Annotated in this window: 13 protein-coding genes; 5 read left to right on the top strand and 8 right to left on the bottom strand. The window is 38.0% G+C overall.

Translation table 11 applies throughout. The annotated features are described in order from the left end of the window. Window positions 1-114 precede the first annotated feature (114 nt). Genes EPA86_RS07045 through EPA86_RS07035 form a run of 3 tightly spaced genes read right to left on the bottom strand, consistent with a single transcriptional unit; the run spans window position 115 to window position 3,409 of the window. Window positions 115-1,518: an alkaline phosphatase gene (locus EPA86_RS07045; protein WP_140602724.1), complete on the bottom strand. Its 1,404-nt coding sequence runs from the start codon at window positions 1,516-1,518 to the stop codon at window positions 115-117. Window positions 1,519-1,575: 57 nt separating this feature from the next. Continuing rightward, entirely contained in the window at window positions 1,576-2,772 is a 1,197-nt protein-coding gene (locus EPA86_RS07040) for an endonuclease/exonuclease/phosphatase family protein (RefSeq protein WP_140602723.1), read from the bottom strand. A gap of 4 nt (window positions 2,773-2,776) precedes the next feature. After that, window positions 2,777-3,409 (bottom strand): TetR/AcrR family transcriptional regulator, encoded by a 633-nt coding sequence (locus EPA86_RS07035; RefSeq protein ID WP_140602722.1) that lies wholly within the window; start codon window positions 3,407-3,409, stop codon window positions 2,777-2,779. Between the two features lie 708 nt (window positions 3,410-4,117). Here EPA86_RS07035 and EPA86_RS07030 point away from each other — a divergent pair. From EPA86_RS07030 to deoA, 3 genes are all read left to right on the top strand, one after another. After that, on the top strand, window positions 4,118-7,243 hold the full coding sequence (locus EPA86_RS07030; protein WP_140602721.1) for a TonB-dependent receptor: 3,126 nt from the start codon (window positions 4,118-4,120) through the stop codon (window positions 7,241-7,243). 164 nt (window positions 7,244-7,407) lie between these two features. Next, a complete protein-coding gene (gene cdd, locus EPA86_RS07025; RefSeq protein ID WP_140602720.1) occupies window positions 7,408-7,842 on the top strand; it encodes a cytidine deaminase in 435 nt (144 codons plus the stop codon). A 10-nt stretch (window positions 7,843-7,852) separates the two neighbouring features. After that, the gene (gene deoA / locus EPA86_RS07020; protein ID WP_140602719.1) at window positions 7,853-9,199 is read left to right on the top strand and encodes a thymidine phosphorylase; all 1,347 of its coding nucleotides are present in this window, start codon (window positions 7,853-7,855) and stop codon (window positions 9,197-9,199) included. A 95-nt stretch (window positions 9,200-9,294) separates the two neighbouring features. Here deoA and upp read toward each other — a convergent pair whose 3' ends face one another. The 5 genes from upp to udk all read right to left on the bottom strand — a co-directional run bounded on the left by upp (window position 9,295) and on the right by udk (window position 13,341). After that, entirely contained in the window at window positions 9,295-9,921 is a 627-nt protein-coding gene (upp, locus tag EPA86_RS07015; RefSeq protein WP_140602718.1) for a uracil phosphoribosyltransferase, read from the bottom strand. A gap of 46 nt (window positions 9,922-9,967) precedes the next feature. After that, entirely contained in the window at window positions 9,968-10,546 is a 579-nt protein-coding gene (locus EPA86_RS07010; protein WP_140602717.1) for a thymidine kinase, read from the bottom strand. 111 nt (window positions 10,547-10,657) lie between these two features. Beyond that, the gene (deoC, locus tag EPA86_RS07005; RefSeq protein ID WP_140602716.1) at window positions 10,658-11,431 is read right to left on the bottom strand and encodes a deoxyribose-phosphate aldolase; all 774 of its coding nucleotides are present in this window, start codon (window positions 11,429-11,431) and stop codon (window positions 10,658-10,660) included. Window positions 11,432-11,439: 8 nt separating this feature from the next. Continuing rightward, window positions 11,440-12,684 carry a NupC/NupG family nucleoside CNT transporter gene (locus tag EPA86_RS07000; protein WP_140602715.1) on the bottom strand — a complete coding sequence of 415 codons (1,245 nt, stop codon included), beginning with the start codon at window positions 12,682-12,684 and terminating at the stop codon, window positions 11,440-11,442. Between the two features lie 15 nt (window positions 12,685-12,699). Further along, window positions 12,700-13,341, bottom strand: a complete 642-nt coding sequence (gene udk / locus EPA86_RS06995; protein WP_170309589.1) for a uridine kinase — start codon at window positions 13,339-13,341, stop codon at window positions 12,700-12,702. 286 nt (window positions 13,342-13,627) lie between these two features. On the opposite strand from udk, the gene EPA86_RS06990 reads away from it, so the two are divergent. Both EPA86_RS06990 and EPA86_RS06985 read left to right on the top strand, forming a co-directional pair. Then, on the top strand, window positions 13,628-14,845 hold the full coding sequence (locus EPA86_RS06990; protein ID WP_140602714.1) for a phosphopentomutase: 1,218 nt from the start codon (window positions 13,628-13,630) through the stop codon (window positions 14,843-14,845). 74 nt (window positions 14,846-14,919) lie between these two features. Beyond that, window positions 14,920-17,223, top strand: a complete 2,304-nt coding sequence (locus tag EPA86_RS06985; protein WP_140602713.1) for a TonB-dependent receptor — start codon at window positions 14,920-14,922, stop codon at window positions 17,221-17,223. Window positions 17,224-17,244 lie beyond the last annotated feature (21 nt).

Raw genomic sequence — 17,244 nt, 5'->3', positions numbered from 1 at the left:
GCCTCATATGGCCTTAAAATACAAAACGCCTGATGAAATTCATCAGGCGTTTTAGAAAAAAAGTGTCAACCTATATCAGGACAACACATTATTTGTGAGTATTCTTTTCGCAGCTTATTGTTTCTTACCTAATAGTGAGAATAGTTTTTCTGCAATATCAGTATTATCAAGTTGACCTGAAAAAATATCATGCTGCTTACCAAGCGCATAAATCGGCACATCAATACCTGTATGACCACCACTTGTCCATCCAGTATTTGTTCTGCTATCAATTAAACGCTTAACCGCTTTGTGCATGAATTTTTCTACACTAGGCTCTTTCATTTTTGCTTGTGCCGTTTTAGATAAATTTCTGTATTTTTCGCGTTGCTCAAAACCTTTATATTTCGCTTGTTGCAATTGTTGTGCTTCCAGTTTAGACACTTCAAAATTTAAAATAGTGGAAATTTCATTTTGAGTTAAGTCACTTTTCGCTAACTGTTTAGCTAAAGTTTTTGGTGATTTTTTTATTTGATGTAGTAGGGCAGGTTGCCAAATATATTTACCATTAGCCGCAACAGTTAATCCGCCGGTACTATGATCGGCTGTTAATACAACTAGCGTATCAGGGTTGTTTTTAACGTACAGTTCAAGGTACTCCATGGTTTTAGCAAGATCATCCATTTCTGCCATGGCAGATGCGATGTCGTTACCATGGCCAGCCCAATCTACTTGACTCGCCTCAACTAATAGAAAAAAGCCATTATCATTAGCCAAATGTGATGTAGCTGCTTTGGTCATCATAGATAAACGGTGCGGATTGCTGTCATCTAACGCAGCGGGTAAGCCAACTTCGGCAAATAAACCTAATACAGGTTTTTGAGGTGCTAATTGCGAAATTGCTTGGTAATTATCAATATACTGAAAATCTGCCTGAATATATTCACTAACGAGGTTTCTATCTTCTCGAATAAAGTATTTCCAGCCACCTCCTAAGATTAGGTCGGTATTAATGCCGTTATCTAAATAGCTATCAGCGATGGCATTATAATTTTCACGACTTTCATTGTGGGTAATGTAAGCTGCGGGTGTGGCATGGTTAACTTGCGATGTGACGACTACGCCCGTTTTTTTACCTTGTTTTTTTGCCCACTGTAAAACGGTATTAACAGGCTTTTTGTTTACATCAACAGCAATAGCACCGTTGTATGTTTTTATACCTGCAGATAATGCAGTTGCGCCAGCTGCTGAATCAGTAATATAACCTGATTCTCTGGCAGGATAGGTACTACTTAGACCAAGTAAATGTCTATCAAAGACAGTTTCTTCGATATGTGCGGTTGTTTTATCATCTTTAAAATATCTATAAGCTGTTGTATAAGCTGGTCCCATGCCATCAGCGACAACCATGATAATGTTTTTGGGAGTTTCTACTGAGGTTTCTGGAATATTTGTAATGCTAGTGGTATTGGTTTTCACTGTTGCATTACATGCGGTTAAAGCCAAGGTTATTGTGATACAGGTAAACAGTTTATTCATTGTGAATTTATCTATATTTTCGTTAAGTTAATGATTATTAGATTTTCGATAAAGTGATTAATTTGTGAGTTCAAGTTCCACCCAAACTAGTCTGTGATCTGAAGATGCTGTCCTATCTTTAATTAATCGAAAAGTGGGTTCGTTCTCTAAAGGCCAGAAAACCCCAGAGTTTACATATTTAAAGCCCTGTTTTGAAGGCAATACATAATCGGCTCGCATACGCCAATATGCTGTATGGTGTTGAGCATTAGTATTATTTTTAGAATGCTTTTTACCGCCATCACTACTTGGCATGACATCATTAATTTTATCATGATTCAAAAGAGCATCTATGCCAGTGTTTATTGCGTCGCCATCAACATTTGAGGCATTCAAATCACCAAGGATGATAAAAGGGCTTGATTGAGTTAAACCGCCTTTCTGACCATTATCATCGTAAATATAACCGTTATTATTATCTGAAATGTAATCATGCCAAAAGCGTATTTCATCATGATTTCTTTTGCCATTACGATCTTCTGGACCGTCAAAAACAGGTGGAGTAGGGTGACTCGCCAATATGTGAAGCGTTTTATTATTAACGGTAATAGGAACGTCCCAATGAGATTTAGATGAGAGCCTTAATGATGACCAAGCATTATCCTTGAACCATGATTGATTCGTTTTTTCATCAATTGGTTGAAGTGCATTAGGCATATCAGCCCATTTGAAATGCTGAAAGGTTCTAATGTTTTTAATATCAATAGGGTATTTAGATAATATCGCCATAGCGAAATGCCCTGGAAAATAACCAAAGCCAAAACCATCACCGGGTAACTGCCCTTTTATACCATTGCCATCTAAATCAAAGCCAGAGTTTACACCCGTATTTACTGGGCCTTGATAGAAGTATGGGTATTTTTGCGGGGCTTGTCCCTGTTGACTTTTTGCTAAATAATTATCTAAAAAATCTTTTAGCGCACTATGCTTACTTTGTAGATTATTATCTGAAAAATCAAACTCATTTAATAAAATAATATCTGGGTTTACTCGTTGTATTATCTCAGCAATGTTTTTAATTTGCGCGTTATTCTGCTGTAAGGCCTTAGTTAAAGTGTTGCTAGGTACAATACTATTGCTGCCACGTTTATGCTCAATATAATTTAATGCCTCCATACTGACATTGAAAGTAGCAACTTTAATGTTTTTTGAATGCGCATTTTTCATAGGTAATAAAGCTAACCCTAAAGCAAAGATAAAGACTATTTTACTCATATAATTAAGCTAAACCACAACCACGTAAAATCATTTGTGAGAGAAAAGCTATGACTTGTTCTACATCATCTTGCTCATATTCTGCTCTATTCATAATAGTCAAAATCTGTGTTTCAAAGTCAGCGTAATGTTGAGTTGAAGACCAAATCAAGAAAATGAGGTGTACGGGATCTACAGCGGCCATTTCACCGTTATCAATCCACTGTTGAAATAGCTTAGCTTTTTCTCTAACCCACTGTCTTTGATAAGTTCGGGCAAACTCTTTTAAGTGTTGAGCACCTTGAATAATTTCCATAGCATAGATTTTCGAGGCTTCAGGGTGATTAAATGACATCCTTACTTTTGCATCAATAAACTTTTCAATCGCTGCTTTAGGGCCTTCAGAAGGATCAATATCACCAATTCCTTCGTCCCACATCTCAAGGGTATGCTCTAACACAGCGTGATAAATATTTTCTTTATTTTTAAAGTAATAAAGAATATTTGCTTTAGGCAGGCCCGCTCTATCAGCTATCGATTGCACAGTAGCCCCTTTATAACCTTGTAATACAAACTCAGTAGTTGCGGCAGTAAGGATCTTTAACTGACTTTTGGCCCTAATATTCCCTGTTTTTTTAACTTTATTATTATTTGTCATACTGAAAACTCAATTTATAACTATTATTAGTGTTAACTTTTTAAACTGTTTTTAAGGTGATTTGTATTCACTTTTACCTGGATGAGGTATCGACTTACCAATTGGTTAAGAAAATTATGTCGCGTATTTCTTTATTGCCCGATCAAATCGAGTTGAAATGTAGCGTATTTGCTCTGAAATGTACATTGGAATAGTGGTAAATACTGTTTTATCTTATTTTTTAAAATAAATGCTAAATCATTTTTTAATTTCGCGCGGATTAACTGGTTGAATGTGTGACAGTAACTATTGTTGTTTTTGTTTTAAGTAATTGAAAATTGGTTTTTTATTGTGTTTTTGTTCTTGAAGTTTAGTTAAGAACCTTTTTTATATAATGAAACATCACTAGTTTTGATGATGTTAATAACAATTATGTATATGAAGCTGAATATTGGGCAAGTTTTCTCATTTTTCAGGAGGTGTAAAAATTTAACTGGTTGTATTTTATGGGTTTTAGTTGTTTTGTATACAATTTGTTCTGCCTGGTTTGACCTCTAATGTTTACCCAATGTAATAAAACGGTAAAAAAATGTAATGAAACTGACATAAAAATCTGGTCTAATTTGCAGCGAAATTAAAAAACCGAGCAAATGGTTAAGTTTTTTTTAATGATTTGCTTGATAAATAATAAATTACATTACTGATTAAAACATAACCAAGGAATAACAGATGAAAACTCATCGTCTCTCACGCATTACTGGCGCGTTAGTACTTGCGCTTGGACTTTCAACGTCAGCTTTAGCAAATACAACAACGTCAGCCATTAAAGGTAATATTAGTGGTCCTAATGGTAACCCTGCTGCCGGCACACAAATAACAATAATTCATGTGCCTTCAGGAACTACTAAAACAGCAACAGTAAATGACTCAGGTCTATTTACAGCAAAAGGTTTAAGAGTGGGTGGTCCTTACAAAATCATTGTTGATTCGGACCAATTTAAGGATACTGAGCTAAATGATGTTTTCTTAACCTTGGGACAAACATTCCCTGTAGCAGTAGCTTTAGAAGCAAAACTAGAAACAGAAGTTATTGAAGTTACAGGTAGAGCCATTAGTAAGTTTGCAACAGGAACAAGCCCAGCTGCCCACTTCAATGCTGAAGATTTAGCGAGCTTACCTGCTATCAACCGTGATTTAAAAGATATCGTTCGTGTTGACCCGCGTATTTATGTTGATGAAAGCCGTGAAGATGCGATTCAATGTGGTGGTGGTAACCCTCGATTTAACAGCTTAACGCTTGATGGCGCTAAGATGAATGATAACTTTGGTTTAAATGATAATGGTTACCCTACAGTACGTGTACCATTCTCATATGACTCAATTGAGCAAGTATCGGTAGAGCTAGCTCCTTTTGATGTGAAATACGGTAGCTTCACTTCATGTAACATTAACGCGGTTACTAAGTCAGGTACTAATGAAGTACACGGTGGTGTATTCTTTGATTATACTAATGATTCATTAAAAGGTGATAAAGCCAAAGGTAAAGATATTCCTACAGGCTCTTTCAGTGAAAAACGTTACGGCTTCAATGTTGGTTTCCCAATTTTAGAAGACAAAGTGTTTGCCTTTGTTTCATATGAAAAGCTTGAAGGTGTAGAATTATTTGAATACCAACCATTAGGTAATCAAATTTCACAAGCAGATGTTGATCGTGTAGTACAAATTACTAAAGACGTATACGGTTACGATGCCGGTGGCATGCCAGGTAACATGCCTGTAGAAGATGAAAAGCTTTTATTAAAACTTGACTGGAACATCAACGATGAGCACCGTGCAAGTTTTGTTTATAACTACAATGACGGCTTTAAGTTATCTCAATCAGATAACTGGGCACTAACTCTAGATAGCCACTTCTATGAAAAAGGTGCTGAGTTAAAATCATTTGTTGCTTCATTACACTCTGATTGGACTGATAACTTTTCAACATCAATTAGTTACGGTCAAATGGACTTAGATAACCGTCAGCAATCACTTGATTCAGAAAGTGGTTTTGGTGAAGTTCAAATTAGGCACGGTGGTTCAACAATCTTCTTAGGTCCTGATGATTCTCGTCAAACTAACGATTTATACTGGGATAACCAAACCTTTAAGATTTCAGGTAACTACTATCTTGATGATCATACGATTACCGCAGGTTATGAGTATGAAACATTAACTGCATTTAACTTGTTCATGCAGCATACTGATGGTGAGTTTAGATTCAGATCTATTGAAGACTATGAAGCTGGTTTAGCTGATCGTATTTACTACAACAACTCTGCTGGTACTAATATTCCTGAAGATGCGAGCCAAGAGTTTACCTACGACGTTCATACTTTCTATTTACAAGATGAGTATACGTTCACTGATATCGACGCAACCTTAATGTTTGGTTTCCGTTACGATATGTACAAAAGCTCTGATAAGCCACGTTACAACGCCCAGTTTGAAGAAAGATATGGATATGCCAATAACCACACGTTTGACGGTATAGATTTATTTCAACCACGTGTTGGCTTTAGCTGGAATGTAGATGATAACTTATCTGTAAGAGCTGGCTTTGGTTTATACTCTGGCGGTAACCCAAATGTATGGTTATCTAACTCGTACTCAAATGACGGTTTAGTTCAAATTGCAACCCGTGAATACAAAGTTGATTTAGTTGAGCAAGATGGCAAAGTAGATTTATTTGCTAACGATTGGACAAGCCCTGGTACACCAATTTATGGTGTTCCTCAAGCAATGTATGACCAAATTCAAGGTATTCCACAAGAAGGTGGTGACGGCTCTGTAAATGCAGTTGATCCTAACTTCGAAATGCCATCAGAATGGAAATACTCAATTGGTGGTACTTACACCACTGATAACGGCTATAACTTTACCGCTGATTTGTTATATAACCAAAAAGTTGATTCTGCAACGGTTAGAGATGCTGGTATTACATACTCTGGTGAAGTCGCGCCAGACGGTCGTCCGTTATACGAAGAAGTAGCGGGTCGTTCAAGTGAGTTTATTTTAACCAACAGTGGTCGTGATGGTAAATCAACTATCTTATCATTTGGTGTTAATAAGACCTTCGACTTTGGCTTAGATGCAACCTTTGGTTACTCTTACACCAACTCAGAAGATGCTAACCCAATGACAAGTGCAATAGCAGGTTCTAACTATAGTAACTTAGCTACAACTGATGCAATTAACCCTACTATTGCAACGTCAGATTATGAAATTCCTCATCGATTCACCATGACGTTGAACTATAACGTTGAATTAATTGATAGCTTAAATACTCGTATTAGTTTATTTGGTCAATCAAGTGCTGGTCGTCCATATTCTTATACGTTTGATAATTCAGACAGAGGTTTTGGCGATAGTAACTGGAATGGTTCACGTCAATTACTTTATGTACCAGCTGTAAATGATCCAAACGTTGTCTATGCAGACGGTTTTGACAAAGAAGCATTTGATGCCTTTGTTGAAAGTGAAGGTTTAGCGCGTGGTCAAATCCAAGGTCGTAACGCTCATAATGCTGACTGGTGGACTACATTTGACTTGAAACTTACTCAAGAACTTCCTGGTTTCTCTGCAGACCACCGAGGCAGTGCATTCATTATCGTTAAGAACATTGGTAACATGTTAAATGACGATTGGGGTGTAATGAGTAAAGGTTCATTCGTTGGTAATCGTATGGTTGAAATTTCTGCAAATGACCAAGGTCAATACGTATTTGAAGAATTCAATGACGGTAACCAAGAGCAAGATATTCAAAACAAACCATCATTATGGGAAATCCGTGTAGGTGTTAGCTATAACTTCTAGGGTGACTCGATAATTGCTTCTTAGTTAATAAGTCGCATAAATAATAAAAGGCTGCATTGTGCAGCCTTTTTTGTTTCTATAATTCCTGATTAAATACTTGACCATATGGTCAATAATGATATGCTCGATAATAGATTGAAAATACTATTAGATTACTGAGTTTTATGAAAGATACACATATAACGTTAACTGAAGTTGTTATTTCAGATGAATTAAAAGCTGCGGCAAAGGCGGCATACAACAATGCTTATGCACCGTACAGTCAATTTAAGGTTGGCTCTGCAGCATTAACGAGTGATAACACCATTGTCAGTGGCTGTAATGTTGAAAATGCTTCTTATGGATTAACGGTTTGTGCGGAGCGAAATTGCATCAGCCAAGCAGTAATACAAGGTAAACAAGCATTTCAACTCATAGTTATTTATACCGAGCAAGATAAATTGACTCCTCCTTGTGGCGCTTGTCGTCAAGTTATTGCTGAGTTTTTTGAGCAAAATGCACCCGTTGTGGCATTTAATCACAAAGATGAACAGCAAGTTTGGCAAGTAGCTGAACTTTTACCCGATGCCTTCACCCCTAAATTCTTACTTGATTCATAGGAGCCTTATAATGACTGATGTTCAAACTCTAACTAGTCAAACAGTGGCTAATAGCTTTTTACCGCAAGAGATTATCAAAATTAAGCGAGATGGTAACTTCCTTAATGAACAAGCCATACAAGCGTTTGTACAAGGTTTAGTTGACGGTGGTTTTTCTGACAGCCAAGTAGGAGCAATGGCTATGGCCATTTTTCAACAAGGTATGAGTGTTGATGAAAAAGTGAATTTAACCTTAGGCATGATGAATTCAGGTGATGTGTTAAATTGGCAAGGTTTTGATGGCCCAATAGTTGATAAGCATTCTACTGGTGGAGTAGGCGATAAAGTTAGCTTCATGCTGGCGGCCATTGTGTGCGCTTGTGGTGGTTATGTGCCGATGATCTCCGGCAGAGGTCTAGGTCATACTGGTGGCACAGCAGACAAGTTAGAAAGTATAGCTGGTTTCAACGTACAACCTAGCATTAAAGAGTTTAAAAGCATTGTTAAAAATGTTGGTATGGCAATTATTTCACAAACGGATAATTTAGCGCCTGCCGATAAACGTTTATATGGGATCAGAGATGTAACAGCGACCGTTGAATCTATTCCCCTTATTACGGCTTCAATTTTATCGAAGAAACTTGCTGCGGGTCTTGATTGTTTAGTGATGGATGTAAAAGTAGGTAATGGCGCAATGATGTCGTCATTAGAGGATGCAAAAGCGTTAGCTGATAGTATTACCAGTGTTGCTAATGGTGCTGGCGTTAAAACACAGGCAATAATTACCGATATGAATCAAGTGCTAGGTACTAGTGCAGGTAATGCTATTGAGATGTACGAAACCGTTAAGTATTTAACAGGTAAGCAACGAGAGCCTAGACTACATCAAGTTGTACAAACGCTCGCCAAAGCCATGTTAGTTAATACTGGTTTAGCGACTAATGATAAAGATGCTCTTGATAAAATAGATCGAGTACTTAAATCAGGTAAAGCGGCTGAAGTGTTTGAACGAATGATAGTTGCCTTAGGTGGGCCAAGCGACTTTATTGAAAACCCTTGGGGAGCCATGACTAAAGCGAATGTCATAAGTGAAATTAAAGCAACGGAGCATGGCTATTTAGCTCAAATGGATACTCGAGCCGTTGGTATGGCTGTTGTTGGTTTAGGCGGTGGGAGAACTGCACCGCAGCAACGAGTTGATCACTCTGTTGGCTTTGATCGCATTTTACCACTTGGTGTGAAGGTTAATCGCGGTGAAGTGATTGCACGAGTACATGCCAGTAGCGCTGAAGCGGCTGAATTAGCGAGTCAGCAGTTTGCTCAAGCAATTAAATACAGCGACGAAACACCAGAGTTATCGCCAGTTATTTATAATTAACTTTATTTATTATTCGTTTATTTAAAAAAAAGCTCTAACATTGAATTCAATGTTAGAGCTTTTTATATAGTTATTTATGTTGCTAATTAATGAGACTACAAGGTGCCGAAAATTTTATCTCCCGCATCGCCAAGACCAGGCAATATATAACCTTGTTCATTAAGCTTTTCATCAACTGTAGCAATGATCAGATCAACATCAGAATGAGCCGACTGCAAAGCATCTATCCCTTCAGGGGCAGCAACTAAAAAGACAGCTATGATATGCTGACAACCTGACGCTTTTAATAAATCTATTGTCGCTAACGCCGTACCGCCTGTTGCAAGCATAGGATCGATGATAATCGCTGTTCTTTCAGCTATATCGTTAACAATGTTCTGATAGTAGCTTTCAGGCTCTAAGCTCTCTTCATTTCGTTGTAAGCCTACCACACTGACTTTGGCACAAGGCAAGATAGTTAAAGCACCCTCGAGCATACCTAAACCAGCACGTAAAATAGGTACTAGCGTAGGCTGTTTATCAGCAAGTGTTGGGGCAGATATTTCACCGGACCAACAAGTTAATGGCTTAGTTACTAAAGAAAAATGTTGTGTTGCTTCCACGGTTAATAATACCGATAGTTCCTGTGTTAGCTCTCTAAAACTTTTAACTGAAATATCATGATGACGCAGTAAACTGACTTTATGTTTTACCAGCGGATGTGTACTTTCAAAAACGGACATAAAGAATTCCTAATTAATTTTGCTTAAAGCATAGAACAATTCAATGCTATTGCCAGACGAGTCGTTTGAAATGCGCACGACACAGTGGCTCGTATCTTTCATTACCGCCTACTTCAACTTGCTCACCACCTTTTACTGGCTTACCGTTTGCATCTCGGCGAATAACAAAGTTGGCTTTTCTGCCACAATGACAAATAGTTTTAAGCTCAATGAGTTTATCTGCCCATGCAAGAAGTGCTGCACTGCCAGAAAATGTTTGTCCTAAAAAGTCAGTGCGAATGCCGTATGCAAGTACAGGTATATGCAAGATATCGACAATATCAGTAAGTTGTTGCACTTGTTCTTTTGATAAAAACTGGGCTTCATCAATTAACACGCAATCAAGCTTTTTGCTTTGATGTTTTTCCGTAATTTGGTTAAATAAGTTACTTCCATCATCAAATAAAAAAGCATCGGCATCGATACCTAAGCGAGAAGCAACTTTGCCTTGGGCAAATCTATCATCAATTTTTGCTGTATAAATTGCCGTGGTTAATCCGCGCTCTTGATAGTTGTACGATGATTGCAGTAAATGCGTTGATTTACCGGCATTCATAGAAGAGTAATAAAAATACAATTGAGCCATGTGTTTGTTCTTTTTATGCTAGAGAAAATAGCATCAAGGAGTTGGAAATTGCTTTATGGTAAACAGCTTGATGCGATTATTATGGTAAAAATAAACTTGGTCTAATTTGACCTAATACTGATTAGCTTGAGCTTGTTGACCTTCATAACCGAGAGTGTCTAACAGGCTGTTTAATAAGCTACTTGCGCCAAAACGAAAATGATTAGCATCAGCCCAGTCTTTTCCTAAAATACTATCAGCAAGTGCTAAATAAACTTGCGCATCTTCTGCATTTCTAACACCGCCCGCTGGCTTAAAGCCCACATCTGTATTTTTGTTTTTAATGACTTCGAGCATAATTTTTGCGGCTTGCGGTGTCGCATTGACAGCCACTTTACCCGTTGAGGTTTTTATAAAGTCAGCACCTGCATTAATGGCGATTTCACTGGCTTTTTTAATTAGCTCATCAGATTTTAATTCACCCGACTCTATAATGACTTTTAGTTTAGCTGAGCTATTACAAGCATGTTTGCACACTTTAACCATATCAAAGCCAATATTTTCATTGCCGTTCATTAATGCTTTATAAGGAAAAACCAAATCAACCTCATCAGCACCGTAAGCTACAGCTGCTTTGGTTTCAGCTAAAGCGACATCAATATCATCACCACCGTGAGGGAAATTGGTTACAGTGGCGACTTTAACATGAGGTGTTTGTTGTGCTTTTAAGGCCTTTTTAGCAAGCGGTATAAAGCGCGGAAAAATACAAATAGCTGCAGTTTCACCAGCAGGAGACTTCGCTTGCTGACAAAGTGTGATAATTTCTTGGTTAGTTTCTTTGTCAGTCAAGCTGGTTAAATCCATTAAAGATAAAGCACGCTGGGCTGTTGTTTTAATATCAGTCATAAAAATTCCTATAATGAAATAAATACGCCGGCAATTGCCGCGCTCATTAAATTCGCTAATGTTGCTGCAATCATGGCTTTCATGCCTAATCTTGCAATATCATGACGTCTGCTTGGCGCCATAGAGCCTATGCCACCTAACAAAATAGCGATAGAAGATAAATTGGCAAAGCCACATAAAGCAAAGGTGATAATTGCCTGTGTTGGTGCAGACAAACTGTCTTTTATTTCTACAAAGTTTACGTAAGCAAAAAATTCGTTAACTACAATTTTTTGGCCTATAAAGCTACCTGCTTGTAGCATTTCATGACTGGGAACTCCAACAATGAAAGCAAGAGGCGCAAAAAAGTAACCGAGTAATAATTCAATGGTGATATCTTCAAAACCTAATAAACCGGAAATACCACCCACTATTGTGTTTAACAAGGCAATAAGTGCGATAAAAGCTAGTAACATTGCCCCTACATTAACAGCGAGTTTTAAGCCTGATGCTGCGCCAGAGGCGGCAGCATCAATCACATTCGTTGGTTTATCATCGTCACTGTTGTAATCAACGGTTTCATTGACGATTTCATTTGCTTGAGTTTCAGGGTAGATAATTTTAGCCATAAGCAAGCCACCAGGAGCTGCCATAAATGAAGCGGCAATAAGGTATTTTAATTCAATACCCAGGCCAGCATAGCCCGCTAAAATGGAACCGGCTACCGAAGCTAAACCACCAACCATAATGGCAAATAATTCAGACTGCGTCATTTTAGCGATGTAAGGTCTTACGATGAGTGGCGCTTCTGTTTGACCGACAAAAATATTGGCCGTAGCAGAGAGTGATTCTGGGCGACTGGTTTTTAATAGTTTTTGTAAGCCTCCGCCAATGATTTTGATGACCCATTGCATAATGCCGAGGTAGTAAAGTACAGCAATCAATGAAGAGAAGAATATAATATTTGGTAATACGCGCACGGCAAAGACAAAGCCAACGCCATTACTGAACATAGCATCGGTGCCTAAACCACCAAACAAAAAGTTAATGCCAACTTTGGCACTGTCAATAACACTTTGTACGCCATTGGTCATAGAGGCGAGAACGTCTTTACCAAAGGGAACATAAAGTACAAAGGCACCCAATAAAACTTGCAATGAAAAGGCTAGGGCAACAGTGCGAAAATTAATAGACTTTCTGCTGCTTGATAACCACCAGGCTATAGCCAGTAGAATAACAATCCCCAATACACCTCGTAGTGCTGATAACTCCATAAATACCTCTTATTATTAGTGTTGTGGCGGTAATTTTGATAGTTGACGAATTTTTGCTTTAAGTACTTCAATTGCCATGCGGTTTTTTCCTCCGCGTGTAATGACAATATCAGCCCAAGCTTTTGAAGGTTCAATAAATTGATAGTACATTGGTCTAACGGTTTCAAGGTATTGATTGGTTACTGATTCGACACTACGACTTCTCTCAATAAGATCACGTTTGATACGTCGAATTAAGCAAATATCTAAAGGAGTATCCATATAGACTTTGATATCAAATCTGTCTCTAAGCTCGATATTAGACAGTAATAAAATCCCTTCAACTAAAATAATTTTAGTTGGCGTAAATTCGCGTGTCTCATTAGTGCGAGTATGTGTTTTATAGCAATAAACAGGACTATTAATCGTTTCATTATTAACTAAGCTGCTTAAATGCTTATTTAATAGTTGGTGTTCAAAGGCGTCAGGGTGATCGTAATTAGTTTGTTCTCGCTCAGCCATGGTCAAGTGAGATTGATCTCGGTAATAGGCATCTTCATATAAAATAGAAATACCATTTTCACCAAGTTCATCAACAAGTTCGTCATGAATGGTTTGGGCAAAAAGAGTCTTCCCTGAGGCTGAAGGGCCAGCTATTGCAATTATTGTTGGTTTCATCAGTTCCAAAATACCTATGTGGTAGCGCTACATTCGTACATAATATTTTTAGCTATGCTTAAGGTTATAAGTCTCATAGTTAAAAATAAAAGTTTATGAGTAAATTAATGAATAATAAAGGGAATAATGATTTTTAATCTATAAAAGCTCAAGTTAAGTCTTTGTAAGAAAATAAATAGATTATTTACCCATATTTTAAAAGGTGTTAAATTAACACATCTTGACCAGTTGGTCATATTTTTTATCGATAATTTGATTCATTAGATCAAAAAATATAGGAATTAGCATGGCGCGAGCAATTGTTATTGTAATAGACAGTTTTGGTATTGGCTTTTCACCCGACGCAGAAAGCTTTGGTGATGTAGGGGCAAATACCTTGGCAAATCTTGCGACAGCATATTTTGAGGAAACAGGCAAAAAGCTTTCTTTACCAAACTTATCCGCTTTAGGTGTGGTTAAAGCTTGTGAAAATGCAGGTAAACAAAGTTTTCCATATGAGCCACACCCAATAAAACAAGGGGCTTATGGTTATGCTCAGGAAATTAGTACAGGTAAAGATACACCTAGTGGTCATTGGGAAATGGCTGGGGTGCCAGTGCTTTTTGATTGGGGATATTTTACAGATAAGGAAAATGCTTTTCCTAGTGATCTCATCGCAACCATTAACCAAAAGTCGGGTTTTTCAGGCATGCTAGGAAACTGTCATGCTTCGGGGACAGAAATTTTATCGCGTCTTGGCGAAGAGCATATTAGAACAGGGTTGCCTATTTGTTATACCTCAGCAGATAGTGTCTTCCAAATTGCAGCTCACGAAGAACATTTTGGTTTAGATAAGCTTTATCAATACTGCGAGCAGGTTAGAAGCTTGCTTGATGAGCTAAATATAGGACGTGTTATTGCACGCCCGTTTATTGGTGACAGCGCTGAAAACTTTACCAGAACAGGTAATCGCAGAGATTATTCTGTTTTACCGCCTGAACCTACCGTGCTAGATAAAATTTCTGCTAAAGGTACACATGTGATCAGTGTGGGCAAAATTGCTGATATATTTGCTCATCAAGGCATTAATGAAAAAACAAAAGCAACAGGGTTAGATGCCTTGTTAGATGCGACTATTTCACATATCGAAAGCGCACAAGATAATAGTTTAATCTTTACTAATTTAGTTAACTTTGACCAAGACTTTGGTCATAGGCGAAATGCGGTTGGTTATGCTCAAGAACTTGAAGCATTCGATGCCAGAATACCTGAGTTAATGCAGGCAATGAATGAAGATGATTTATTGTTGTTAACTGCAGATCATGGTTGTGACCCGACATGGCCTGGTACCGATCACACCCGTGAATATGTACCAGTCATCGCCTATCATCAAAACATAAGTTCTATCGACTTAGGTGAGCGAGCAACATTTGCAGATTTAGGGCAAACCATTGCTGAATTGTTTGATGTTGAGCCGATGAATTACGGAAAAAGTTTCTTAAAACAGCTAAATTTCAAATCTTAACTTATACTCAAAAGGTTTGTTAATCGTCGTAAGAACGGTAAACCTTTAATTTTAATGATGTTTGGGGAATAAAAATGAATTCTTTTAAGAGAACTTCTCTTTCTTTGTGTGTCAGTACTGCCATTTTAGGCTCGGCTAGTTTTTCAGCGGTTTCTGTCGCTGAAGAAGCGGATAAAACTAAACTGGAGGTTATCGAAGTTACTGCTCGTAAGCGTGTTGAAAATGTGCAGGAAGTTCCTGTATCCGTTTCGGCTTTGCAAGGAGAAAACCTTGATGTGTACAGTTCTGCGGGTATGGATATTCGTTTTATGAGTGCACGAATTCCAAGTCTTGCTGTGGAGTCTTCTTTTGGACGAAGCTTTCCACGTTTTTATATTCGTGGTTTAGGTAATACTGACTTTGATTTAAATGCCTCTCAACCAGTATCGTATGTTGTTGATGATGTTGTACAAGAAAACCCTATTCTGAAGGGGTTTCCTGTATTTGATGTTGAACGTGTAGAAGTACTTCGAGGTCCCCAGGGTACACTGTTTGGAAGAAACACACCCGCTGGTCTTGTTAAGTTTGATTCAGTGAAACCTTCTCAAATTTTTGATGGATACGTGGCAATTTCATATGGTAGTCGTGGCGCAATAGATAGTTCAGCAGCCTTTGGTGGTGGATTAACTGATAACTTATCGGTACGCGTTTCAGGGTTACATCAGTCAAAAGATGACTATATCGATAATAGAGCGGTTGGTTTTGAACAGGCTGACCAATTAGGGGGGTATGAAGAGAACGCTGCTCGTATCCAATTTTTATATGAAGGCAATGATTTTACGGCTTTATTTAATTATCATTTCAGGGATTTAGATGGTTCTCCAATTATCTTCCATCCTAATATTGCTACACCAGGAACTAATAAAATTCGCAGTGGTTTTAAGTCTGATGTGGTGTACCAAGATGCAGGCCAATTTGCTACTCAACAAGTCGAAACACAAGGAAGTAGCTTAAAATTAGAGTGGGACTTTAGCCAACATACATTAACATCGATTACCGCTTGGGAGAGTGCAGAAATATATTCACGTGCCGATGTTGATGGTGGTTACAATGGCTTTCCACCTGCTGGTGATCCTAATGCTGTTTGGTGGGGCGCACAAACGGCGGATGAAATTCCTGATCACGAGCAATTCACTCAAGAATTACGTTTAGCATCTAATTTCACTGGCAATTTGAACTATCAAGTTGGACTTTTTTACTTCAGTGAAGAGCTGACTATTAATACGTATGATTTTTATACCCGTGATGCGAATTCTACACCGTCAGACCCTGCTCATGGTGCGCAAAATGGTGAATCTACTCAGTTTCAAGATACTACTGCATGGGCCATTTTTGGTTCAGTAGATTATGACGTAACTGATGATTTCTCTGTCACAGTAGGTCTTCGTTATTCGGACGATGAGAAAGAGTTTACAGCTGAGCTTATCGACCACCCATTTATTCCTGGGCCTGATGGCGGTAATTTTACTCAGTCAGTGAACCCAAGCGATAGTCATGTGAGTTGGGATATTAGTAGTAATTACAAAATAACACCGGATATGAATTGGTATGCGAGAATCGCTAATAGCTTTAGAGCGCCTAGTGTTCAGGGGCGAGTGTTGTATGATCAAAATGTCAGTGTTGCTGATTCTGAGACAATTACTTCATATGAAACGGGTATTAAATCAGACATTTTAGATGGTTCAGGTCGTTTAAATGCTTCAGTTTATTACTTTAATATGGATAACCAACAACTAACTGCTGTTGGTGGAAATGCAAATTCAAATACTTTATTAAATGCTGATACCACAACAGGTTACGGTATTGAACTAGATTCTGAGTTTATAGTTTCTGAAAACATTATTGCTACGTTCAATATCAGCTATAACAAAACAGAAATAGATCAGCCAGGCTTGGCTGTGGCTGCTTGTGGTTCAGGTACGTGTACGGTAACAGATCCTACTTTCCAAGTACCTGGTGGATTTGGCCCAATCACTATGGCTTATATTGATGGCAACAGCTTGCCTAACTCACCTGAGTGGATATCTAATTTAACTTTAAGTTACGCGAAGGAAATTGGTGATGGAGAGTTCTTTATCCATTCTGATTTGACTTATCGTAGTGAAGTGGATTTCTTTTTATATCGAGCAAAGGAATTTGAAGGTGAGTCTTTAGTTGAACTTGGTGCACGTACTGGCTATAACTGGATTATAGGCGACAATGAGTATGAAGTATCTGCTTTTGTCCGTAACTTAACTGATGAGCAAGTAATCATTGGTGGCGTTGATTTCAATAACAATTCAGGCATGGTTAATGAAGAGCGCTTTTATGGCGCAGAGTTTAAAGTCTCCTTCTTCTAATCTGCACGAGATAACACTAAA

The sequence above is a fragment of the Litorilituus lipolyticus genome (assembly GCF_006439335.1).
GTDB lineage: Bacteria > Pseudomonadota > Gammaproteobacteria > Enterobacterales > Alteromonadaceae > Colwellia > Colwellia lipolytica.
The sequence above is the reverse complement of the archived record's forward strand: the minus strand, read 5'-3'. Positions and strand labels throughout refer to the sequence as shown.